This is a genomic window from Acidovorax sp. FG48, from assembly GCF_057809085.1.
The window spans coordinates 153,803-176,571 of the sequence record NZ_JBMDJH010000008.1; the positions used below are offsets into that span (position 1 = coordinate 153,803).

22 protein-coding genes and 1 tRNA gene are annotated in these 22,769 nt (G+C 63.7%); 13 read left to right on the forward strand and 10 right to left on the reverse strand.

What is annotated here, in order from left to right:
• Position 1: 1 nt before the first annotated feature.
• The 4 genes from ACODSU_RS13670 to ACODSU_RS13685 form a co-directional block, all read right to left on the reverse strand.
• Positions 2 to 1,324, reverse strand: coding sequence for a branched-chain amino acid ABC transporter permease (locus tag ACODSU_RS13670; protein ID WP_060987410.1), 1,323 nt, complete (start codon positions 1,322 to 1,324; stop codon positions 2 to 4).
• A 4-nt stretch (positions 1,325 to 1,328) separates the two neighbouring features.
• Entirely contained in the window at positions 1,329 to 2,282 is a 954-nt protein-coding gene (locus tag ACODSU_RS13675; RefSeq protein WP_056063520.1) for a branched-chain amino acid ABC transporter permease, read from the reverse strand.
• A 95-nt stretch (positions 2,283 to 2,377) separates the two neighbouring features.
• Complete coding sequence (locus tag ACODSU_RS13680) at positions 2,378 to 3,610, reverse strand: branched-chain amino acid ABC transporter substrate-binding protein (protein WP_060987411.1); 1,233 nt, start codon at positions 3,608 to 3,610, stop codon at positions 2,378 to 2,380.
• A gap of 187 nt (positions 3,611 to 3,797) precedes the next feature.
• Entirely contained in the window at positions 3,798 to 5,441 is a 1,644-nt protein-coding gene (locus tag ACODSU_RS13685; protein ID WP_488842700.1) for a 3-(methylthio)propionyl-CoA ligase, read from the reverse strand.
• Positions 5,442 to 5,729: 288 nt separating this feature from the next.
• On the opposite strand from ACODSU_RS13685, the gene ACODSU_RS13690 reads away from it, so the two are divergent.
• Complete coding sequence (locus tag ACODSU_RS13690) at positions 5,730 to 6,416, forward strand: Crp/Fnr family transcriptional regulator (RefSeq protein ID WP_488842701.1); 687 nt, start codon at positions 5,730 to 5,732, stop codon at positions 6,414 to 6,416.
• A gap of 46 nt (positions 6,417 to 6,462) precedes the next feature.
• Here ACODSU_RS13690 and ACODSU_RS13695 read toward each other — a convergent pair whose 3' ends face one another.
• The gene (locus ACODSU_RS13695; RefSeq protein ID WP_488842702.1) at positions 6,463 to 8,196 is read right to left on the reverse strand and encodes a carboxylesterase/lipase family protein; all 1,734 of its coding nucleotides are present in this window, start codon (positions 8,194 to 8,196) and stop codon (positions 6,463 to 6,465) included.
• 185 nt (positions 8,197 to 8,381) lie between these two features.
• On the opposite strand from ACODSU_RS13695, the gene ACODSU_RS13700 reads away from it, so the two are divergent.
• The 6 genes from ACODSU_RS13700 to ACODSU_RS13725 all read left to right on the forward strand — a co-directional run bounded on the left by ACODSU_RS13700 (position 8,382) and on the right by ACODSU_RS13725 (position 13,114).
• A complete protein-coding gene (locus ACODSU_RS13700) occupies positions 8,382 to 9,449 on the forward strand; it encodes an AraC family transcriptional regulator (protein ID WP_488842703.1) in 1,068 nt (355 codons plus the stop codon).
• A 79-nt stretch (positions 9,450 to 9,528) separates the two neighbouring features.
• Positions 9,529 to 11,010 (forward strand): protein adenylyltransferase SelO, encoded by a 1,482-nt coding sequence (locus tag ACODSU_RS13705; RefSeq protein ID WP_488842704.1) that lies wholly within the window; start codon positions 9,529 to 9,531, stop codon positions 11,008 to 11,010.
• Positions 11,007 to 11,420: a peptide-methionine (R)-S-oxide reductase MsrB gene (gene msrB, locus ACODSU_RS13710; protein WP_060987416.1), complete on the forward strand. Its 414-nt coding sequence runs from the start codon at positions 11,007 to 11,009 to the stop codon at positions 11,418 to 11,420. The genes ACODSU_RS13705 and msrB overlap by 4 nt, the downstream gene beginning before the upstream one ends.
• 24 nt (positions 11,421 to 11,444) lie before the next feature.
• On the forward strand, positions 11,445 to 11,984 hold the full coding sequence (locus tag ACODSU_RS13715) for a septation protein A (protein ID WP_488842705.1): 540 nt from the start codon (positions 11,445 to 11,447) through the stop codon (positions 11,982 to 11,984).
• 15 nt (positions 11,985 to 11,999) lie between these two features.
• Entirely contained in the window at positions 12,000 to 12,260 is a 261-nt protein-coding gene (locus ACODSU_RS13720; protein WP_060987418.1) for a BolA family protein, read from the forward strand.
• A 68-nt stretch (positions 12,261 to 12,328) separates the two neighbouring features.
• Positions 12,329 to 13,114 (forward strand): foldase protein PrsA, encoded by a 786-nt coding sequence (locus ACODSU_RS13725; protein ID WP_015014400.1) that lies wholly within the window; start codon positions 12,329 to 12,331, stop codon positions 13,112 to 13,114.
• A gap of 101 nt (positions 13,115 to 13,215) precedes the next feature.
• On the opposite strand, the gene ACODSU_RS13730 is transcribed toward ACODSU_RS13725, so the two are convergent.
• The 4 genes from ACODSU_RS13730 to ACODSU_RS13745 form a co-directional block, all read right to left on the reverse strand.
• Positions 13,216 to 13,959, reverse strand: coding sequence for an acetyltransferase domain-containing protein (locus ACODSU_RS13730; protein WP_488842733.1), 744 nt, complete (start codon positions 13,957 to 13,959; stop codon positions 13,216 to 13,218).
• A gap of 305 nt (positions 13,960 to 14,264) precedes the next feature.
• Positions 14,265 to 14,341: transfer RNA gene (locus ACODSU_RS13735), tRNA-Pro, on the reverse strand.
• A 184-nt stretch (positions 14,342 to 14,525) separates the two neighbouring features.
• Positions 14,526 to 14,777 carry a translation initiation factor IF-1 gene (gene infA / locus ACODSU_RS13740; RefSeq protein WP_015014402.1) on the reverse strand — a complete coding sequence of 84 codons (252 nt, stop codon included), beginning with the start codon at positions 14,775 to 14,777 and terminating at the stop codon, positions 14,526 to 14,528.
• A 303-nt stretch (positions 14,778 to 15,080) separates the two neighbouring features.
• Positions 15,081 to 16,250 (reverse strand): HPP family protein, encoded by a 1,170-nt coding sequence (locus ACODSU_RS13745; RefSeq protein WP_295938588.1) that lies wholly within the window; start codon positions 16,248 to 16,250, stop codon positions 15,081 to 15,083.
• Positions 16,251 to 16,773: 523 nt separating this feature from the next.
• On the opposite strand from ACODSU_RS13745, the gene ACODSU_RS13750 reads away from it, so the two are divergent.
• From ACODSU_RS13750 to asd, 6 genes are all read left to right on the forward strand, one after another.
• On the forward strand, positions 16,774 to 17,961 hold the full coding sequence (locus ACODSU_RS13750) for an ABC transporter substrate-binding protein (RefSeq protein ID WP_015014404.1): 1,188 nt from the start codon (positions 16,774 to 16,776) through the stop codon (positions 17,959 to 17,961).
• Between the two features lie 111 nt (positions 17,962 to 18,072).
• The gene (locus tag ACODSU_RS13755) at positions 18,073 to 18,936 is read left to right on the forward strand and encodes a branched-chain amino acid ABC transporter permease (RefSeq protein WP_015014405.1); all 864 of its coding nucleotides are present in this window, start codon (positions 18,073 to 18,075) and stop codon (positions 18,934 to 18,936) included.
• Between the two features lie 82 nt (positions 18,937 to 19,018).
• The gene (locus ACODSU_RS13760) at positions 19,019 to 20,017 is read left to right on the forward strand and encodes a branched-chain amino acid ABC transporter permease (RefSeq protein ID WP_291442613.1); all 999 of its coding nucleotides are present in this window, start codon (positions 19,019 to 19,021) and stop codon (positions 20,015 to 20,017) included.
• Positions 20,010 to 20,783 (forward strand): ABC transporter ATP-binding protein, encoded by a 774-nt coding sequence (locus ACODSU_RS13765; RefSeq protein ID WP_291442611.1) that lies wholly within the window; start codon positions 20,010 to 20,012, stop codon positions 20,781 to 20,783. The genes ACODSU_RS13760 and ACODSU_RS13765 overlap by 8 nt, the downstream gene beginning before the upstream one ends.
• Before the next feature lies 1 nt (position 20,784).
• The gene (locus ACODSU_RS13770; protein WP_015014408.1) at positions 20,785 to 21,498 is read left to right on the forward strand and encodes an ABC transporter ATP-binding protein; all 714 of its coding nucleotides are present in this window, start codon (positions 20,785 to 20,787) and stop codon (positions 21,496 to 21,498) included.
• Between the two features lie 64 nt (positions 21,499 to 21,562).
• Positions 21,563 to 22,414: an archaetidylserine decarboxylase gene (gene asd, locus ACODSU_RS13775; RefSeq protein WP_015014409.1), complete on the forward strand. Its 852-nt coding sequence runs from the start codon at positions 21,563 to 21,565 to the stop codon at positions 22,412 to 22,414.
• A gap of 29 nt (positions 22,415 to 22,443) precedes the next feature.
• Here asd and ACODSU_RS13780 read toward each other — a convergent pair whose 3' ends face one another.
• Complete coding sequence (locus ACODSU_RS13780; protein WP_488842706.1) at positions 22,444 to 22,659, reverse strand: hypothetical protein; 216 nt, start codon at positions 22,657 to 22,659, stop codon at positions 22,444 to 22,446.
• Positions 22,660 to 22,769 lie beyond the last annotated feature (110 nt).

Consider the following 22,769-nt stretch of genomic DNA (forward strand, 5'->3'; position numbering starts at 1 on the left):
GTTACAAAGCCTCCCCACGCTTGATTTCATGTTCTATTTCTTCCTGGATCCGGCTCCACTGGCGCACAAACTGGCGGCGGCAGAGTTCAAACAGGGCAAAGCCCGTCACCATCACAAACACCGCGCCAAACCAGCTGGTGAAGCCCTTGGCGTTGAGCGTGGCGCCGAGGAAGGTCAGCTCTGGCCCCAGCGCTGCATTGAGCTGCAGGTGGTAGGTCATCTCGATCATGCAGGCCGCGCCCATCACACCCACCAGGGCGGTACCGCCCAGGGCCAGGTACGAGGTCCACAGCTGGCGCAGCTTGCCAAACTTGGCCAGGCGCAGGTTCATCATGATCAGGCTGGCCACGCCGCCGGGTGCGTACATCACCATGAACAGGAACACCAGGCCCAGATACAGCAGCCAGGCCTTGGACAGCTCGGACAGCAGCACCGACGCGAGCACGAGCAACACCGCACCAATGATGGGACCGAAGAAGAACGTGGCCCCACCCAGGAAGGTGAACAGCAGGTAGCCACCCGAGCGCACCACGTTCAGGCTGTCGGCACCAGTCACGATCTCGAAGTTGATCGTGGCCAGGCCACCACCAATGCCGGCAAAGAAGCCCGCGATGATGAACGCGAAGTAGCGCACCCGCTGCGTGTTGTAGCCAATGAACTCCACACGCTCCGGGTTGTCGCGCACGGCATTCAGGATGCGGCCCAGCGGCGTGCCGGTGAAAGCAAACATCGCCGCCGTGCAAATGAAGCAGTACACGGCAATCAGGTAGTACACCTGGATCGCAGGGCCGAAGGTGATGCCGAAGAACGACTGGCCGTACACGCGGTCGGTGGTGATGCCGCCTTCGCCCCCGAAGAACTCGGGGAACATCAGCGCCATCGAGGCCACCAGCTCGCCAATGCCCAGCGTGATCATGGCAAACGTGGTGCCCGACTTCTTGGTCGTGACAAAACCGAGCAAGATCGCAAAGAACGCCCCCGCCAGTCCGCCCACGATGGGGATGAGCACGAGGGGAATGCTGAAGCTGCCCTTGCCCGCCATGTTCATCGCATGGATGGCAATGAACGAGCCCAGCCCGGTGTACACCGCGTGGCCGAAGCTCAGCATGCCGCCCTGCCCCAGCAACATGTTGTACGACAGGCAGATGATGATGAGGTAGCCGATCTGCGAGAGCATGGTCAGCGCCAGGCTGCTGCGAAACAGCATGGGCGCGACGATCAGTGCGACAGCAAACAGCGTCCAGATCACAAAGCGCCCCACGTTCCAGGGCTTGAACCGGTAGTGCGACGTGGCACCAGAAACAGGATGAGTGGTTGAATTCATGGCTTCAGTCCTCCCGCGTGCCCAACAGGCCCTTGGGGCGGAAGATCAGGATCAGCACGAGGAACAGGTACGGCAGGATGGGCGCCACCTGGGAAATCGTGAGCTTGAGCAAGGGGTAGCCAAAGGTCTGGTCGGTCACGGCCACACCCACTGCCTTGAAGACGTGGATCAGCGAGTAGTCCAGCGCCACGGCAAAGGTCTGCACCACACCGATCAGCAGCGAGGCAATGAAGGCCCCGGCCAGCGACCCCATGCCGCCGACCACCACCACCACGAAGATGATGGAGCCCACGGATGCAGCCATCGCCGGCTCGGTGACATAGGTGTTGCCACCGATCACGCCTGCCAGGCCCGCCAGCGCGGCACCGCCGCCAAACACCAGCATGAACACGCGCGGCACGTTGTGGCCCAGCGCCTCCACCATCTCGGGGTACTTGAGGGCCGCCTGGATCACCAGCCCGATACGGGTGCGCGTGAGCAGCAGCCATACCGACAGCAGCATCAACAGCGCAACCAGCATCACAAACGAACGCGACTTGGGAAACTGCGTGCCGTACAGCGAGAACAGCGGCCCCTGCAGTTGCTCGGGCAGGCCATAGGGCACCGTGGAGCGGCCCCAGACCAGCTGCACGACTTCCAGGATCAGGTACGACAGGCCGAACGTGACCAGCAGCTCGGGCACATGGCCAAACTTGTGCACCCGGCGCAAGGCATAGCGCTCAAATGCAGCGCCCAGCACAAACACCACGAGCGGAGCCAGCACCAGCGCTGGCCAGAAGCCCACCACCCCGGAGATGGTGAACGCGAAATAGGCACCCAGCATGTAGAAGCTGGTGTGTGCGAAGTTGAGCACGCCCATCATGCTGAAGATCAGCGTGAGGCCGGAACTCAGCATGAAAAGCAGGAGCCCGTAGCTCACGCCGTTCAGCAAAGAGATCACGAAAAACTCAGGATTCATTGGAATTTTTCATCACGGAGGGAAAAAAAAGGCCCGAGTACGTCGGGCCTCGAAGTTCTGACGGCTGGGAACAGGGTCCCAGCGCCAGCGCCACATCAGGGGCGCTTCATCTGGCACGACGTGGGCGTGCTGGCCACGTAGGGTTCGTAGTACTTCAGTGGCACGAAGGTGTAGCCGGTGTTTTCCGAGTCGATGGGGTACTTGCCGCCGGCTTTTTCCCACTTGGAAATGAACAGGCCCTGTTGCAGCTGGTGGTCGGTCTTGCGCATCTCGACTTCACCGTTGAAGCTCTTGAACTTCATGCCTTCAAACGCTGCAGCCACCTTGACGGGGTCGGTGGACTTGGCCTTCACGAAGCCTTCGGACAGCATGGTGAAGGCGTGGTACACGGCACCGGTGTACATGTCGTCGTTGAACTTCTTCTTATAGTCCACCACGATCTGGTTCAGCGGGCCAGGCAGGTTCATGTGGGCGTAAGCCACCATGTACACGCGGCCTGCGGCAGCAGCGCCCATGGCGGTGGGGCTGCCAGTGACGGAGCCGTAGTAGGTGTAGAAGTTGACGTTGTTCAGGCCCGCGTCGTTCGCGGCCTTGATCAGCAGCGCCAGGTCAGAGCCCCAGTTGCCGGTAATCACGCTGTCAGCGCCCGATGCCTTGATTTTGGCGATGTAGGGCGAGAAGTCACGCACCTGGGCCAGAGGGTGCAGGTCGTCACCCACGAACTGCACGTCGGGGCGCTTGCGCTGCATCATCTCCTTGGCGAACTTGGAGACCTGGTGGCCGTGCGAGTAGTTCTGGTTGATCAGGTAGACCTTCTTGACCTCTGGCAGGTCCTTCATGTAGGTCGTGAGCGCTTCCATCTTCATGGAGGTGTCTGCGTCCAGACGGAAGTGCCAGTAGCTGCACTTGCTGTTGGTGAGGTCTGGGTCCACAGCGGCGTAGTTCAGGAAGAGAACTTCCTTGCCGGGATTGCGCGCGTTGTGCTTTTCCAGCGCGTCCATGATGGCGAGGGCCGGGCCAGAGCCATTGCCCTGCACCACGTAGCGCGCGCCCTGGTCCATGGCCGAGCGCAGGGCGCTGGTGGTTTCCTGCGGGCTGAGCTTGTTGTCGATGCCGATGATTTCAAATTTGACGCCGGCAGGGTTCTTCTTGTTGAACTCTTCAGCGATGAACTGGAAGCTCTTGAGCTGGTTCGTTCCCACGGCTGCCATCAGGCCAGACAGGGGGTCGAGCCAGGCGATTTTGACCGTCTCGCCCTTTTGAGCGAAGGCCCCGCCAGCGCTTGCCAAGATTACCGAGGCTGCTACAGCCTTAATAGCGAACTTCATGCTTTTGTCTCCTTGTAAATCGACACAACGCAGCGTACCGCGTTGCAACAAAGCGATGCTCAGGGATTGCCCCTACCAGCGTCGCACACGTGACTGGCGCTGCGCTCCCCCGAGCGCGCACCAGCCTGGGGCAGTGCAAAAAATGGCGTTCGCAAACGATGCGCACACATGCATTGCCCCACCCTGATCACAGGCCGGGAAGCTTGTAATCCTTGAGCTGCTCACGCAGTTTGGTCTTGAGCATCTTGCCGGTGGCACCCAGCGGAATGGCATTGACAAACACCACGTCATCGGGGATCTGCCACTTGGCCGTCTTGCCTTCGTAGAAGGCCAGCAGTTCTTCGCGCGTGACCTCCGCACCGGGGCGCTTGACCACGGCCACGATGGGGCGTTCGTCCCACTTGGGGTGCGGCATACCCACACACGCTGCCATGGCAATCGCGGGGTGCGCCATCGCAATGTTCTCGATGTCAATGGAGCTGATCCACTCGCCACCCGACTTGATCACGTCCTTGCTGCGGTCGGTGATCTGCATGAAGCCGTCGGCGTCGATGGTGGCCACGTCACCCGTGGGGAACCAGCCCCTGCCCTGCGCGTCGCGCACCAGCGGGTCACCGCCCTCGCCCTTGAAGTAGCTGCCCACGATCCAGGGGCCCTTGACCAGCAGGTCGCCATAGGTCTTGCCGTCCCAGGGCAGCTCGTTGCCGTCGCCACCCACGATCTTCATGTCCACACCATAGATCGCACGGCCCTGCTTTTGCAGGATCTTCATCTGCTCGTCCTTGGACATGACGAGGTGCTTGTTCTTGAGCGTGCACAGCGTGCCCAGCGGGCTCATCTCGGTCATGCCCCAGGCGTGCAGCACCTCCACACCGTAGTCTTCCTTGAAGGCGTGGATCATGGCGGGCGGGCAGGCCGATCCGCCGATCACCGTGCGGCGCAGTGTGGAGAACTTGAGGCCCGCAGGCTTCATGTGGCCCAGCATCATCTGCCACACGGTGGGCACGCCTGCGGCATAGCTCACCTTCTCCGCTTCGATGAGTTCGTAGATGGACTTGCCGTCCATCGCCGGGCCGGGGAACACCAGCTTGCAGCCCGTGAGCGCGGCCGAGTACGGAATGCCCCAGGCATTGACGTGGAACATGGGCACCACCGGGAGCACCGAGTCGCGGGCCGAGAGGCACATGACATCGGGCAGCGCCGCAGCGTAGGCATGTAGCGTGGTGGAACGGTGGCTGTACAGCGCGGCCTTGGGGTTACCCGTGGTGCCGCTGGTGTAGCACATGCTGGATGCGGAGTTCTCGTCAAACTCGGGCCAGGCGTAGTCGGAAGAGTGCGCGCCGATCCAGGCTTCGTAGCTGGTCAGGCCGGGGATGCCGGTGTCGGCCGGCAGCTTGTCGGCATCGCACAGGGCGACCCATTTCTTGACGGTGGGACATTTGACGTGCACCGCCTGCACCAGGGGCAGGAAGGTGGTGTCAAAGCACATCACCTGGTCTTCTGCGTGGTTGATGATCCAGGCGATCTGGTCGGGGTGCAGGCGTGGATTGACGGTGTGCAGCACGCGGCCCGATCCGCTCACACCGAAATACATCTCCATGTGGCGATAGCCGTTCCAGGCCAGCGTGGCCACCCGGTCACTGAACTGGAGCTTCAGGTCATCCAGCGCGTTGGCCAGGCGGCGGGCACGTGCGGCGAGGTCGCGGTACGTGTAGCGATGGATGTCCCCCTCCACCCGTCGGGACACGATTTCGGCGTCGCCGTGGTGGCGCTCTGCGAATTCGATCAGCGACGAAATCAGCAACGGTTGACTCTGCATCAAGCCCAGCATGAATACTCCTTGGATGTTGTAGTGAATGGAACGGTCATCGTAGCGCGCGTACCGGCGTCCGGGTGTCGCCCGCGTCGTGCCCCCGCACGCCACTGGGATGAACCCACGCACGCCGCACCACCGCGCTGGCGTGCCATCGGCGGCGGCACGGCTGCACCGTCGCCGAACCCCGTGAACCGCTGCGGAGTGTGCGCCCTACAGGCATGTCTGCCAACACTTGTCGTCCCACTGACAAAGGGCAAGGGAATACCCTGAACCGCAGGCACCGCTGCAGCGACAATCAGGCCCATGCTCTGCGCTGCCCCCTCTGCCCAACGCTTCATCGCCGCCCAGCCCTGGTTCGCGGGCCTGCCTGCCGCCATGCAGGAGCGGCTGCGCAAAGAGGTGTTTGCCGAGCAGGCCGACAAGGGCGCGGTGATGATGCCCGCCGGCAGCGCCGTGCGGGGCTGGCATGCCGTGCTGTCGGGTCTGGTGATGCTGCAGAGCCCCACCAGCAAGGGCCGGTCGTCCGCCTTCATCGGCGTGCCTGACGGTGAATGGTTTGGCGAGGGCTCGGCCATGAAGCCCGAGCCCCGCCGGTACCACGTGGTGGCACTGCGCCCCACCACCCTGCTGTGCCTGCCCCTGCCGCTGTTTGCAACGCTGCGCGAGACCAGCCTGGCGTTCAACCAGTTCCTGGTGCTGCATCTGAACATGCGGCTGGGCCAGGCCATGACCATCATCGAAGCCGGGCGCACCCAGTCCACCGAGCACCGCGTGGCGCTGTACCTCAGCCGCCTGTTCTGGCGCAGCACCCGGCGGCTCAACCTCACGCAGGAGGAGCTGGGGCAACTGGTGGGCCTGTCGCGGCAGACCGTGAACAAGGTGCTGCGCTCGCTGGAGGGCATGGGCATCGTGTCGCTGGACTTCGGGCGTGTGGCCATCGTGGACGACGAGGCGCTGAACGCATACCTCGCCGCCACGGCCGCACACTGACCAGCCGCATTCGGCCAAGAGCTGTTCAGCATCTGCAGCGCGAGGGTCATTGAACGCTCAGGCGCACCGCCTTCTGGTCCGCATCAAAGATGAACTTGCGGGGCCAGGGCTGCCAGGTCTGGCCCAGCGTGGCGTTGTTGGGATCACCGGTGTGCACAAACGCCCGCAAGCTGTCCATCATGGCTCGCGACAAGGCCAGGCGCCCCGGCTGGTTGGCGGTGCTGTTGGTCGCCTTCGCAAACACCGAGGGACCGAAGTTGCCAAATACAAACGGCAGGTCGAACGCATGGGCCGCGCCGTAAACATCGTTCCACGGTGCGGGCTGCTGGGCCCAGTTGAACTGGTAGTTCCACACGTTGCTCTGCTGGCTGCGCAGGGCGTTCAGCAGGTTGTCGCGGCTGGCGCCAATGAACACATTGCCCAGCAGCTGGGTGCGTGCGTTGTAGCCCGTGCCTGGGGCCGTCACCGGCAGGTAGGACGCATCCAGAATGTCCGCCGCAGTCAGGGTCGTGGGCGCATCGGGGTCAAAGCGCTGCATCATCGCGAAGCGGTCGGCATCGCTGATCTTCATGCCGGGCTTGCCGCCCAACAGCACCAGGAAGGGGGCAAACAGCTTGCCCTCCTCGGCCGTGTAGCCGGACAGCACGGGCACCTTCTGATACCGCCCCGCACCGATCTCGGCAATCGGATCGGCCGGCACCACCACACCGTCCGGGATGGGACCGGAGCCTGTCAGCCCCTTCGCCAGCACCGTCTGCAAGATGACCCGCGCATCCTTGCCGCGCAGGTAGCTGGCCACCTGCGCGGGGGGCCAACCTGCCACCAAAGCCTGGGCTTCTGGCAATGCGGGCGCCAGGCCATCGGCCACGGCCAGATGCGCGAGCAGCTGGCTGGCCTGTGTGGCGTAGCGGGAGAGCGGGTTGAGTGTGGGGATGGACCCGGCGGGCAAGTTGGTCGCCAGGGAGATGCCCCCGCTGATCGGCACCAGTTTGTGAAACAGCCCGCTGGCCTGCGGCGCCGTCAGCAGCGCCAGGGCATTGATGGCCCCCGCCGACTGCCCCATCAACGTGACATTGCCTGCATTGCCGCCAAACCGGGCGATGTTGCCCTGCACGAACCGCAGCGCCTGCACTACGTCCAGCAACGCATAGTTGCCGGTGTAGCCGCTGCTGCCCGCGTTGCCTCCACTGCCACTGTTGCCCGCATGCAGCGCGGGCAACTGCAGATACCCCAGCACATCAAGCCGGTAGTTGGCCGTGACCACGATGGCATTGGCTGACTTGGCCAGCGCCGCGCCGTCGTACACCGGGTCAGCGGTGTAGCCCGAGATGGCACTGCCGCCATGGATGAAGACCAGCACCGGCAGGTTGTCCTGCGCGGTGGCCGGGCGCCAGATGTTGAGGGTCAGGCAATCTTCGCTGCCCAGCGGCGTGTTCAGCGTCTGACCAATCGTGTCGTCAAAGCGGTTGTTGGCCCCTGGTCCGTAAATGCGGCCCATCTGCAGGCAGGCGTTGCCAAATCGGGTGGCGCTGCGCTCGCCCATCCAGGCGGCGGGCTCTGCAGGCGGCTGCCAGCGCAGGGGCCCCACGGGGGGTTGGGCGTAGGGAACGCCCTTCCAGGCATAGGTGCCGCTGGTGGCGCTGTCGTCCGTACCGCGCACCATGCCGTAGCGGGTTTCGCGCAGTTCGGGCGGCGTACCGCCAGAGCCACCACACGCCGTGGTCATCACGGCGGCGAGACAGGCTGCGCCCCAGCGCAGGCTCTTTGCAAAATAGGCCATGTTGTTTGTCTCCTTCGGGGTTTTCAGGAATGGGGTGGGCCTGCAGAACGCATCACACTCGCGCCTGGGCCCGACCTCGGCACCGATTGTGGAAACGCCTGGCCTGCAACCCACTATCGCAATCACACCAAAACAGTGACTTCAGAACACCACCCGCGCGTAAACCCTGAGACCGGGGCCTGCCCATGAACCCGCTGCCGCAGCGCACCAGCTCTGCCGCCTGGGTGCGCGGTATTGCCGAGCTGTTTGCGGCCGAGGGCCTGCCGGTGCAGGCCCTGTGCGCGCAGGCCGACATCGATCTGGAGAGCCTGCAACACACCCACACCCGCGTGGATGTGGACCGCGTCAGCCGCTTGTGGGAGGCCGCAGCCCAGCACTACGACCGCCCAGGGTTGGGCCTGGACCGCCAACTGGCCTCCCGCTACGGCAAGCTGGACTTGGTGGGCCATGCACTCGCCTCGGGGCCCAACCTCCTCGAAGGCTTCAGACACCTGGACCGGCACATGGCGCTGATCTCAGACGCCACCGCGTTCTCGATGGAGCGGGACCCGCGCGGTTACTGGTTGGTGCTCAACCACATCGGCGCCTCACGCCCCATACCGCGACAGCGGGTGGAGTTTGCGGTGCTGACCCTGCTGACGCTGTGCGACTGGCTCACCCGGCGCGACCTCACGCCCCTGGCCGTAGAACTGGTCACCCCAGCGCCAGCCGACGACACGCGGCATCGCGCAGCGTTCGGCGTGCCACCCCGTTTTGGCCAGCCGGTGAACCGCTTTCTGATGGCCGAAGCCGACCTGCTGCAACCCATTCCCACCCACAACCCGAGCCTGTGGGCGCTGCACGAACAACTGGTGGAGGCCGAGCTGGGGCAGTTGGGCCCGCTGGGTCAGTCGCTGGTCAGCGCCAAGGTGCGCACCGAGATATCGCGCATGCTGCACCTGGGCGAGCCGCGCCGCGAGGACGTGGCGGCACGCCTGCACCTGACCGACCGCACCCTGCAGCGCCGGCTGCAGGCAGAGTCGGTGAGTTTCCAGCAACTGCTGGACGACACCCGCAGCGAGCTGGCCCGCCAATACCTGGCCGACCCACGCCGCAGCCTGGCCGAGGTGGCCGACCAACTGGGGTTCAGCGACCAGAGCAATCTGTTTCGGGCCTGCAAGCGCTGGTTTGGCATGCCCCCAGGCCAATACCGCCAGCAGCTGCTGCAGCCTGCGCCAGGCCAGGCCTGCCTGACGGCGGCAGCATTGTTGTAGCGGTCGCGGTTCAGGTTATCCCCGCCCTGCCATGGCCCTGTGGGCGCCGGGGCATCCGGCCTGCGAGACAATCCAGCCCATGACCCTGACTGCCGACAGCGACACCCGTACCGACCTCGGCCTCGCCTGGGACCACCGCTTTGCCGCGCTGGGCCACGACTTTTTCACCGAACTGCGCCCCACCCCTCTGCCCACGCCCCATTGGGTAGGCACCAGCCCCGCCGTGGCGCAACTGCTGGGGCTGGATGAAGCCGCCCTGCGCAGCGACGAGGCACTGCAAGCCTTCACCGGTAACCGCCTGCTGGCAGGTTCCCGCCCCCTAGCAAGCGTGTACAGCGGGCACCAGTTTGGCGTCTGGGCCGGCCAGCTGGGCGATGGACGGGCCATCTTGCTCGGTGAGACAGCCTCGGGGTGGGAGGTCCAGCTCAAGGGTGCGGGACGCACGCCCTATTCACGCATGGGCGATGGCCGCGCGGTATTGCGCTCCAGCATCCGCGAGTTTTTGTGCAGCGAAGCCATGCACGGCCTGGGTGTGCCGACATCGCGCGCCTTGTGCATCACTGGCTCCCCAGGGCAAGTGCGCCGCGAGGAGATCGAGACCGCTGCTGTCGTCACCCGCGTGGCGCGCAGCTTTGTGCGCTTTGGCCACTTTGAACACTTTGCAGCCAACGGCCAGGAAGCCGCGCTGCAAACGCTTGCCGACTACGTCATCGACCGCTACTACCCCGAATGCCGGGACGGCACCGGCCTGGCAGGCAACCCCTACGCCGCCCTGCTGCAGGCGGTGAGCGAGCGCACCGCGCGCCTCATGGCGCAGTGGCAGGCCGTGGGCTTTTGCCACGGGGTGATGAACACCGACAACATGAGCATCCTGGGACTGACGATTGACTATGGGCCCTTTCAGTTTCTGGACGCTTTTGTGCCCGGCCACGTGTGCAACCACAGCGACTCGCAAGGCCGCTACGCCTACAACCGCCAGCCCAATGTGGCGTACTGGAACCTGTTTTGCCTGGCGCAGGCGCTGCTGCCATTGATCGGCGACCAGGACCTGGCCAAGCAGGTGCTGGAGTCGTACAAAACGGTCTTCCCAGAAGCCTTCGTAGCCCAAATGCGCGCCAAGCTGGGGTTGGTGGAGGCCGGCGATGGCGATGGCGCACTCATCGACGGCATCTTGCTGCTGCTGGCCCAGAACGGGGTGGACTACCCCATCTTCTGGCGCCGCCTGTCGCACGCCGTGGGCACCCAAGACATGGAGCCCGTGCGCGACCTGTTTGCAGACCGCGCCGGCCTTGACCAATGGTTGCTACAATATTCAGAGCATTCGAGGCATATGGATGTAGCGCATCAAGCCGATTTGATGCTCAAAACCAATCCCAAGTTCGTGCTGCGCAACCACCTGGGCGAACAGGCCATCCGTGCGGCGAAACTTGGCGACTTTGGCGAACTCCAAACCCTGCAGCGGCTGCTGGAGCGCCCGTTTGCCGAGCACCCCGGGCACGACGCCTACGCCGCCTTCCCGCCCGACTGGGCGTCTTCCATCGAGATCAGCTGTTCATCATGACCCACCCTATCCAGAAGACAGATGCCGAATGGCAAGCCGTACTGCGCGAAAAAGGCGCCGAACCCGTGGCCTTCCAGGTCACGCGCCATGCCGCCACCGAGCGCCCCTTCACGGGCAAGTACGAAGCCCACTGGGCCGACGGCAGCTACCACTGCATCTGCTGCGGTGCCAAGCTGTTCGACTCGGTCACCAAGTTTGACGCGGGCTGCGGCTGGCCCAGCTTTTCCGAAGCCGTCCCCGGCGCCATCACCGAAATCGTGGACCGCAGCCATGGCATGGTCCGCACCGAAACGGTGTGTGCACAATGCGGGGCGCACCTGGGCCATGTGTTTGAAGACGGCCCAGCGCCCACCGGGCTGCGGTATTGCATGAACTCGGCATCGCTGGACTTCGAGTCCGGAGACCGCTGAAGCCCGGCATTTCTTGCAGATTCCATGAAAATTCTGATCGACTTCTTCCCCATCCTGCTGTTCTTCGGGGCCTACAAGTTCTACGGCATCTACGTAGGCACCGCCGTGCTCATGGCGGCCACGGCCTTGCAGATGGCCATCATCTATGCCATCGACCGGCGCCTGCAGACCATGCACAAGGTCACCCTGGTGCTGATCCTGCTGTTCGGCACGCTCACACTGGTGCTGCAGGACGACCGGTTCATCAAGTGGAAACCTACTGTGCTCTACGGTGCGATGTCGCTGGCCCTGGCGGTGGCGCTGTGGGCGCTCAAGAAGAACTTTCTCAAGATGCTGTTGGGGAGCCAGCTGGACTTGCCCGACGCCGTCTGGCAGCGCCTGAACGTGGCCTGGATCGTCTATTGCGCGTTCATGTCGGCCATCAACGCCTACGTGGTGATGAACTTCAGCACCGAGGCGTGGGTGGACTTCAAGCTCTGGGGCTATGTCTTTCCGCTGGTCTTCCTGGTGGCCCAGGGCATCTATATCGCCCCCCACCTCAAGGGCGATGAGCCCACCACCTGAAAGCGCACAAAGCCCATGACCTCCATCGCAGACCAGATGCACCAGACACTGGCCGACCGCCTCACCCCCAGTCACCTGGAGGTGCTGGACGAAAGCGCGGCCCACGCAGGCCACGCAGGCGCCAACGGCACCGGATTTGGCACGCATTTTCGGGTGCGGATCGCGTCACCTTTCTTTACAGGACGCACCCGCGTGGCCCAACACCGCCTTGTGTATGATGCGCTGCAAGAATTTATTGACCAAGGCGTTCACGCCCTCGCCATTGAAGTTCTCTGAACCGGCCCCAGATCCATAGCTGCCGGATTTCAGCTGGCAAACAAACCCCTTATTTTTTTGGATTTCGCATGAAGAAACAGCTCCTGTCCGGCCTGGTGGCCGCTGCCGTGCTGGGCACGTTGGCCCTGCCCGTTTCCGCCCAGAATGTCGCCATCGTCAACGGCAAGGCGGTTCCCAAGGAGCGTGTCGAAGCGCTCAAGCAGCAGGTGGAACGCTCGGGCCGCCCTGTGACGCCCGACATCGAAGGCCAGATCAAGGAAGAAGTCATCGCCCGTGAAATCTTCATGCAGGAAGCCCAAAAGCGCGGCCTGGAAACCTCGGCCGACTACAAGTCCCAGTTGGAACTGGCCCGCCAGGCCATTCTGATCCGCGAACTGTTCGCCGACTTCCAGAAGACGAACCCCGTCACGGACGCTGAAATCCAGGCCGAATACGACAAGTTCGTGGCTGCCAACAGCGGCAAGGAATACAAGGCCCGCCATATCCTGGTGGAAAAGGAAGCCGACGCCAAGGCCATCATCGCGTCCATCAAGAAGGGCGCGAAGTTTGAAGATATCGCCAAGAAGCAGTCCAAGGACCCAGGCTCCGGCGCCAAAGGCGGCGACCTCGACTGGGCCAACCCATCGAGCTACGTGAGCGAATTCACCGAAGCGCTGGTCAAGCTCGAAAAGGGCAAGATGACCGAGACGCCCGTGAAGAGCCAGTTTGGTTGGCACATCATCCGCCTGGACGACGTGCGCCAAGCCGAGCTGCCCAAGCTCGAAGAGGTGAAGCCACAAGTCGCACAGCAGCTGCAACAGCAAAAGCTGGCCAAGTTCCAGGAAGACCTGCGCGCCAAGGCCAAGGTGGAATAAGCCAACGGGCACTCAGCCGTTCTGGAAACAAAAAACGCGACCTCGGTCGCGTTTTTTTATGGGCTCGGGCTTTGCCGCAATCCCCACTTAATTCACAAGGCTCAAGTCCGCCCCATCACCCACACCACGGCCATCAGCAGGCCAATCATCACCGGCTGATGGACCATGTAGTAGCTCAGGCTCCACCGCCCCAGCGTTGCCAAAGGCGTGAGCCCGACGGGTAGCCGCCACTGCAGCCAACCCTTGCGAGCGTGCACCGCCCACTGGCCTGCGGCGAGCCCCCACCAGAGCACACCGAGCCACGGCAACACGGGCACATAGTCTTCGGTGAACGGCTTGCGCGACACCAGCCCCAGCCAATTCAGTGCTCGTCCATTGAACCAGGGCGCGGCATCTGCCCATACCCCCGTCAGAAGCTGCTGCGCAGCCCACGGTAAAGCCACAGCCACCAATCCGGCCAGCCACAGCCAGCGCCCCCAACCAGCGGTACAGCGAGCGATGAGCAACATCACCGCCATGCCGTGCAGCACACCAAAATAGATGAAGCTGGCTGGAAACATCACAAACGACCCGGCAGATACGAGCAATGCGCACCCGGCGATCTGCATCCACCGACGCCCAAACCTGCGCCAGCCCTGCCCCTGGTGCCAGGCGATGGCCTGCCCCAGCCCTGCACAGAACAGGAACAGGCTCACGATCAAGGTGCGCTGCGTGGTCCAGAAAGGATCCACACGAAAGTTTTGTGGCCACAGGCCGAAGTGGCTCAGATCAAAACAGAAGTGGAACACCGTCATCCACACCATCGCTACGCCACGCAATGCATCGACGGTGTCGTAACGACGCATGGCAAGGGAGTCAGGCACATGGGGCTGCGTTGCAGAAGCCTCAGCGGCCTTGGATTGCGCGGAAAGGGTCATGGGGGTAGCGGCCAAGCACCTGTGCGCGGTACACGGCAGGGTCAGGTGCAAATGAGTGTCTACGGGCGTCTGTGGGCGATGGAGCCAATGGTACGGAGATTCGGCATGCCTGCCGACATACCCGCTGAACATGGCTTTGATCCGCCGCCACTGAACCTGTTTGTTCCGACGCGGTGCCTTGAAGCGAGCAAGAAAAAAAGCCTTGCAGCATGTGCCGCAAGGCCTTCAAACATTGGTCGGAGCGGCGGGATTCGAACTCGCGACCCTCTGCTCCCAAAGCAGATGCGCTACCAGGCTGCGCTACGCTCCGACAGCTCGTATTCTAACCCGCCAAATCCCCTGTTTTGGACTCAACGCCTGCTTTTTTGACTTTTTTTGAAAGTGGCAAGGCGAAGAGATGAAAGGAACACGACCAAAGAGCCGCGACGTGGCGAAAGACGAACCAGAAAAATCAAACACCTTCCCCGGTCTGCCACGGACCGGGAAAGAAACGATCAGCGGCTGGACGACGGGCCAGGGCCACGACCTGCCAGGTGGCGGAAGGTGATGCGGCCCTTGGTCAGGTCATAAGGAGACATTTCGAGCGACACCTTGTCACCCGCCAGGATGCGGATGTGGTGCTTGCGCATCTTGCCGCCGGTGTAGGCGATCAGTTGGTGACCGTTGTCCAGCGTGACGCGAAAGCGCGAGTCCGGCAAGACTTCCGTGACGGAGCCCTGCATTTCAATGAGTTCTTCTTTGGCCATGTGTTTCTCTATCTCTTCAAAGCAAATGTTCTGTGGTCGGCGCCTGAGCGGTTTTTTTGCATTCACCACGGCAGCTGCGGCGTTGTCGAAACTCGACACACGGTGCATGGCGGGCGGTGGGAGTCGCTGCACCCAGGGCGCAGATCAGGCAGAGGGCCGGGAGACGGCGTCAATGAACAGGCGTCAGCGCTGCGCAAAGCCTGTCGATTGTACCGCGACAACCTGTAAGTTGCCTATGGCACGGCCGGGGCCCTCTGTGGCGTGGGCGCCGCGCCCGTTCATCAGGAAAGCAGCTGCCGCCCGCTATCGCGCCTGCACTGCGGAGGCCAACGTACGCACCAGGTCGGTCTGGGTGATGATGCCCACGAGGTGATCCACGTCATCCACGATGGGGATGTGGTGGTGGCCACCCTGCGAAAACAGGGGGACCAGATCCATCGCGTGCTGCCCTGCACGCGCCACCTGCACCGGGTGCGACATGATCTCGCCCACAGTCTGGGGCTGCCCGCCGCGCCCCATGACCAGCGTGCGCAGGCGCTGCCCCAACCCTTCGTGGGTGTCCAGATTGGCCAGCCGCATGAAGTCCGCCACCGTCACGATGCCGATGACGTGGCGCTGGGCGTCCACCACGGGCAGTGCCTTGATCTGCTGCAGCCGCATCAGCGCCCACGCCTCTTTGAGCGAAACGCCGGCCTCCACAGCGTACGGCGGGCTCGACATGATGTCCGCGCAGCGCAATTCCCCCAGCGTCCGCTGGAAAGCCGCACGACCCGCCAGGTGCAACAGCCCTTCCAGGTCCGCACGGCTCACGTCGAGCACCTGGTTGTAATGAGCCAGCGCCGCATCCACGTCCGATGCGGTGAAGCCCCCCTGGCTCGCTGCCGCCTTCGGCGCAACGCGCTGGGGGTGTGGATAGCGGCGGCCCGTCAACCCGTTGTAGACCACAGCGGCAATCAATAGCAGCACCACGTTGAAGAGCACCGGAAACGCGGCCAGGTGCCAGCCATCGCCCGAAGTGAGCACCACGTACAAGGCCATGGCCCCGCCTGGCGGATGCAGACAACGCAAAGGCACCATGAGCGCAATCGCCAGCCCCACAGCCACAGCCCCCGCCAACGCCTTGTCTGAAATCAACGCAGAACAGACCGCCCCGACCAGCGCCGACAACGTGCTGCCCCCCAAAACCGGCCAGGGCTGGGCCAACGGGCTGGAAGGCATGCCGAACACCAGCACGGCACTGGCGCCCAGTGAAGCCACCATCCACGGGCCCGAGCCATTGCCCTCGGCCCACCAGCGACTGAGCCATGCCGTGAGCAGCACACCGATCACCGCGCCCACCACAAACCGCAGGCGCTCTTTGCCATCAATGCCCAACGGGGCGGGCCAGAAATGACGCAGCCATTCGGTCAAGCGAGCCGCCCAAGACGGCCGGGATGGGGCGGAAGGTGACAGGTCGGAGGGAGAAGAAGACATACAGAATAAAAATGCGGATACAGCGGCAAGCTGCATCAACTCGGCGCAGACTGCGGGATGGTGGGCTACGGTGCAGTCCACAACGCTATCGCCCGGCTAGGCCGTCTGACCATATGCGACGGACCGGATGATCAGACCACGATTGTGCAGGCAGCGCCATGCTGCTGGGGTGCGGGAGGTTTTCGGTGCGACGGGGAGTTGCTGCGCCCCGTGCTGGAAACTACCTAGAACGCAAGCCCAAATCGGCCACCCCAATCCGAAAACACGCTCTATACTGCACAAAAATTCAATACATGCATTTTAATTCATGTTTCAAATTTTCCGTTGGGCTGTAGTGACCATCCACATTGGCACCCATGCCGCACCGATCCGTCAGGCCTCTCAGCAGCGAAGACAAAAAAAGCCGTGAAGCCACCCCCGCTCGTGAAGCCCGAAACGAGCGCTGGTACGGGTAACCCATAGGTATTCACCACCGAACGCTTGCAGTAAATTACTTTAAGCCTAAACAAAGGAGACAAGCCCCATGACCACCCGCCGCCTCGTCATCAGCCGCAGTGCCGCCCTCGTTGGCGCAGCATCCACGGGCCTGCTGCTGCCCTCCATCGTGCGTGCGCAAAGCGGCAAAGTGCGCGTGGGGTTCATGCTGCCCTACACCGGCACATTTGCCCAGCTGGGCGTGGCCATTGAAAACGGCGTGCGCCTGGCCATCGACCAGCAAGGCGGCAAGCTCGGCGGGCGCGAGATCGAATGGTTCAAGGTGGATGACGAGTCCGAGCCCAGCAAGGGCGTGGAAAACGCCAGCAAGCTGGTGCAGCGCGACAAGGTGGATGTGCTGATCGGTACCGTGCACTCGGGCGTGCAGATGGGTATCCAGAAGGTGGCGCGCGACACCGGCGTGCTCAACCTGATCCCCAACGCAGGCGTACACGCAGCCACCCGCGCGCTGTGTGCCCCCAACGTGTTCCGCACTTCGTTCAGCAATTCCCAGCCCACATTGGCGCTGGGCAAGGCCATGGTCGAAAAGGGCCACAAGAAGGCCGTGTGGATCACCTGGAAGTACGCGGCTGGCGATGAGGCCTTCGAGGGCTTCAAGGAAAGCTACACCAAGGCGGGTGGCACCATCGTCAAGGAACTGGGCCTGCCCTTCCCCAACGTCGAATTCCAGGCGCTGCTGACCGAGATTGCCGCGCTCAAGCCCGATGCCGTGGCCTGCTTCTTTGCCGGTGGTGGCGCGGCCAAGTTCATCAAGGACTACGCGGCCGCCGGCCTCAAGGACAAGATTCCGCTGTATGGCTCGGGCTTCCTGACCGAAGGCGTGCTGGACGCTGCGGGCCCAGCGGCCGACGGCATCATCACCACCATGCACTACAGCGACTCGCTCGACACACCGCGCAACAAGCAGTTCCGCCTGGAATACGCCAAGGCCTTCCGCAGCCAGCCCGATGTGTACGCCGTGCAAGGCTACGACACCGGCCTGCTGCTGGTGCAGGGCGCCAACGCGGTCAAGGGCGACCTGTCTGCCAAACCAGCCGTCATCAAGGCGATGGAAAGCGCCGTCATCGACAGCCCACGCGGCAAGTGGACGATGAGCAAGTCCCACAACCCCGTGCAGGACATCTACCTGCGCCGGGTGGAGAACAAGGAAAACAAGGTGATCGGCGTGGCCGCCAAGGCACTGGCCGACAGCGGCGCCGGTTGCCGCATGGGCTAAGCCGTTCGGTCGGCCCATTTTCCGCCCCAACCGCCCGGCTTGCGTGCCGGGCTTCCTCCGCCGGCCTCGTTCTGCGCGGGTTGATTTTTTGCACTCCAAACCCAGCCCTCCATGGATTTCGCGACGTTCCTGATCCAGCTGCTCAACAGCGTGCAATACGGCCTGCTGCTGTTCATGCTGGCGGCCGGGCTCACGCTGATCTTCGGGATCATGGGCGTGGTGAACCTGGCGCACGGCAGCTTTTACATGCTGGGGGCTTACCTCGCATATTCGCTGTCGGGGCATTTCGGCAGCCTGGCACTCGCCATCGTAGGCGGCGCGCTGCTGTCGGTGGTCTTCGGGCTGGCGCTCGAATGGCTGCTGTTCCGCCACTTCTACCACCGCGACCATCTGGACCAGGTGCTGCTGACCTTCGGGCTGATTTACATCTTTGAAGAACTGCGCTCCATCCTGTGGGGCGACGATGTGCATGGCGTGCCCATCCCCAAGGTACTGGACTGGTCGATTCCGCTCACAGACACCCTCTCCTACCCGGTCTACCGGCTGTTCATCTCGGGCGTGTGCATTGCGCTGGCTGTGGCGCTGTACCTGCTGATCTCCAAGACCCGCCTGGGCATGAAGATCCGCGCCGGTGCCTTCAACCGCGACATGGCCGAGTCCCTGGGCGTGAACATCAAGCTGATCCATGCCATCGTGTTTGCGCTCGGTGTGGGCCTGGCGGCGGTTGCGGGCATGGTGGCTGCACCCGTATCCAGCGTGTATCCCAACATGGGCTCATCGGTGCTCATCATGTGTTTTGTGGTGGTGGTGATCGGTGGCATCGGCTCGGTACGCGGTGCGCTCATTGCGGCGCTGCTGGTGGGCTTTGTCGATACGTTTGGCAAGGTGCTGCTGCCACAGGCAGCGGGCATGCTGGTCTACATGCTGATGGCGGCGGTGCTGCTGTGGAAACCCGAGGGCCTGTTTAAACAATGACTCCCCCCACGCTCGTCACTTCGTGTATCTCGCTGCCCCCCGAGGGGGCCTTCGCTGCCTTGGGGCGGCCCGGCGGCAACTCATGAGCACCCCCCGCGCCAATATCGAAGTGCTGCCGCGCAGCGTGCAGTTTTCCCTGGCACTGGGGCTGGCTGCGCTGCTGCTTTTCCCCGTGGTGGGCAGCGACTTCTACGTGCAAATGGTCACCCGCATGATGATCATGGCCATCTTTGCCATGAGCCTGGATCTGCTGCAAGGCGTGACCGGGCTGGTATCGCTGGGCCACGCGGCGTACTTTGGTGTGGCGGGCTACGCCCTCGCCTTTCTCACCCCGGCGGACATGCCGGTCAGCCTGTGGTGGTCGCTGCCGCTGGCAGTGGCTGTGTCGGGCCTGGTGGCGCTGGTGATCGGGTTCTTTGTGGTGCGCACCCACGGCATCTACTTCATCATGGTCACCATGGCCTTTGCGCAGATGGTGTTCTACCTGTTCTTCGACAACAAGGTGCTGGGGGGATCGGACGGCCTGTACATCAACTTCCGGCCTGATGCGGCGCTGTTCGGCTGGCTGCCGTTCGATCTGGAGGGCCGCAAGACCTTCTACTACTTCACACTGGCGCTGGTGGTGCTGGTGTATGTGCTGCTGCGCCGCCTGCTGTGGAGCCCACTCGGCCGCGCGCTGGCAGGCATCCGCATCAACGAGCACCGCATGCGCGCCATGGGCTTTGGCACGCGGGGCTACAAGCTCACCGCCTTCACCATTGCCGGGGCGCTGGCGGGCCTGGCGGGGTACCTGTGGGGCGCGCAGACCGGCTATGTGAACCCCGAACTCATGGGCTTTCACATGAGCGCCCACGCCATCATGATGGTCATCCTGGGCGGCATGGGCAACTTTGCAGGCGCCATCGTGGGTGCGTTTGCGTTCGAGTACCTGCTGCACGTGTTCAAGGACATCAGCAAACACTGGCAACTGCTGATGGGCGGCTTCATCGTGCTGGTGGTGGTCGCAGCACCGCGCGGGCTGCTGGGCATGTTTGCGCAGCGGGGCGCAGCCAAGGCCTCGGAGGGATCGCACCATGGCTGAAGTCCTGTTGTCTGCACAGAAGGTCACCAAGCGCTTTGGCGGCCTGGCCGCCGTCAATGGTGTCTCGGTAGACCTGTGGCGGGGCAAGATCCACGCGGTGATCGGTCCCAACGGCGCGGGCAAGTCCACGCTGACCAACCTGCTCTCGGGCGACCTGCCCCCCACCTCGGGCACCGTGCTGCTGGGTGGCACCAATGTGACCGGCTGGGCGCCTGAACGCATCTCACGCCAGGGCCTGGGTCGCAGCTACCAGAAGACCAACATCTTCCTGCCGCTCACCGTGCACGAAAACGTGCGCCTGGCCGCCCAGTCGCGCGATGCGCAGCAACCCTGGAACCCCTTGCGCTGGTGGCAGGACACCCGCTCGGACACTATCAAAAACAGAGCAACCAGCGCACGTCTTGAAAGCGCTATCGAGCTGTCAGGCCTCAAAGACCGGCGCATGGCCATCGCGGGAGCCATGAGCCACGGCGAGCAGCGCCAGCTCGAAATTGCCATGACCCTGGCCACCGAGCCGCAGGTGCTGCTGCTCGACGAGCCCCTGGCTGGCATGGGCGTGGCCGAGGCAGAACGCATGGTGGAGCTGCTGCAGCGCCTCAAGCCCGCCCACGCCATGATGCTGGTCGAGCACGACATGGATGCGGTGTTTGCGCTGGCCGACCGTCTGACGGTGATGGTCAACGGCGAGGTGATTGCGCACGGCACACCGCCCGAGGTACGCGCCGATGCCACCGTGCAGGCCGCCTACCTGGGAGAGGACCACTGACATGACCACTCCATGGATCGATGCCAAGGGCATCCACACCTTCTACGGCAGCAGCCACATCCTGCACGGCATTGATTTCACCGTGGGCCAGGGCGAGACCATCGGCCTCATGGGCCGCAACGGTATGGGCAAGAGCACCCTGCTCAAGTCGCTGATGGGCCTGGTCAAGCCCCGCTCGGGCAGCGTGGCCGTGGCAGGCCGCGACATGACCGGCAAACCGCCCTACGAGGTGGCGCGTCTGGGCATCGCCTACGTGCCCGAGGGCCGGGGCATCTTCGGCAACCTGAGCGTGGTCGAGAACCTGCAGATGGCCGCCCGCGCAGGCACGCGCGGCCAGCGGGACTGGACCTACGAGCGCGTGCTGGAGACATTTCCGCGCCTGAAGGAACGCCTGGGCCACGGCGGCCAGCAGCTCAGCGGCGGCGAGCAGCAGATGCTCACCATCGGCCGCGCGCTGATGACCAACCCCGATGTGCTCATCCTCGACGAAGCCACCGAAGGCCTGGCGCCGCTGATCGCACGCGAGATCTGGCGTATCTGCAGCCTCATCAAGGACAGCGGCATCAGCAGCGTGATCGTGGACAAGAACTGGAAGCACGTCACGCAGATCACCGACCGCAACGTCATCCTGGTCAAGGGCCAGGTGGTGTTTGACGGCAGCTCGGACGCCTTGCATGCGCAGCCCCTGCTGCTGGAGCAGTACCTCGGGGTATGACCCCGTGCGGGCGATAGCGCCCCGCCGATAGAATCGTCCGCTTTCGTCTTTGAGGGGTTCGCCCGTGTCTGATCGCCTGGCAGTTCTGCCGCAATACCTCCTGCCCAAGCAGGCACTGACCACCCTGGCTGGCAAGTTTGCATCGGCCCGGCTGGGCGGCCTCACCACCTCGGTGATCCGCTGGTTTGTGGGCCGCTACAACGTCAACATGGCCGAGGCGGCCAACCCCGACATCGCCAGCTACACCTCGTTCAACGACTTCTTCACGCGGGCGCTCAAGCCCGGCGCCCGCCCACTGGCCCAAGCCGATTTGATTTGCCCCGTGGATGGCGCCATCAGCCAGTTCGGCCCCATCGCCAAGGACCAGGTCTTTCAGGCCAAGGGGCACACCTACTCCACCACCGCCCTCGTGGGTGGCGACGCCGCTGCTGCGGCACGTTTTGACAACGGCCACTTCGCCACGCTGTACCTGAGCCCACGCGACTACCACCGCATCCACATGCCGTGCGCGGGCGAGCTGACGCGCATGGTGCATGTGCCGGGCGACCTGTTTTCGGTGAACCCCACCACTGCACGCGGCGTGCCCGGCCTGTTTGCGCGCAACGAGCGCGTGGTGTGCTTTTTTGAATCGGCCCACGGCCCGTTTGTGCTGGTACTGGTGGGTGCGACCATTGTGGGCAGCATGGCCACCGTGTGGCACGGGCAGGTGAACCCGCCGCGCACCGGTGTGCTGCGGCAGTGGGACTACGCGAAGGGCCAGGTGAGTCTGCAGCAGGGTGAAGAAATGGGCCGCTTCCTGCTCGGCTCCACCGTGGTGATGCTGTTCCCACAAGGGCCGCTGCAATTCAACCCGCAGTGGTCACCCACGCGCCCCATCCAGCTGGGTGAAGCCATGGCACAGCGCTCTGGGGGCTGACCTTCAGCCCCTTGGCCGACGCGACGCGCTCACAAACCGTCGGCGTCGGGCGTGCGCGTGAGCCGGAAGGCGGTGGGCGCGAGGTGCAGCGCTTCAGGGTACACAGGGGATTCATGCCCCACCAGATACACCATGAGAGCGTGGCGGCGCACCACCACGTGGCTCACGGTTTCGCGCTGGTGGTTCCATTGCACGAAGGTGCCTGGCTTGAACAAAGGCATGTAGTAGTACGCGGTGGGGTCCATGGGGTGCGGCTCCTCCCGCGATGACGGGCCCCTGCGTGGATGTGGGGTGGGCCCGGGCGGCGGTCCATGGCGGACCGACCAGCCCATACTAGCACCGATACTTCCCGCCC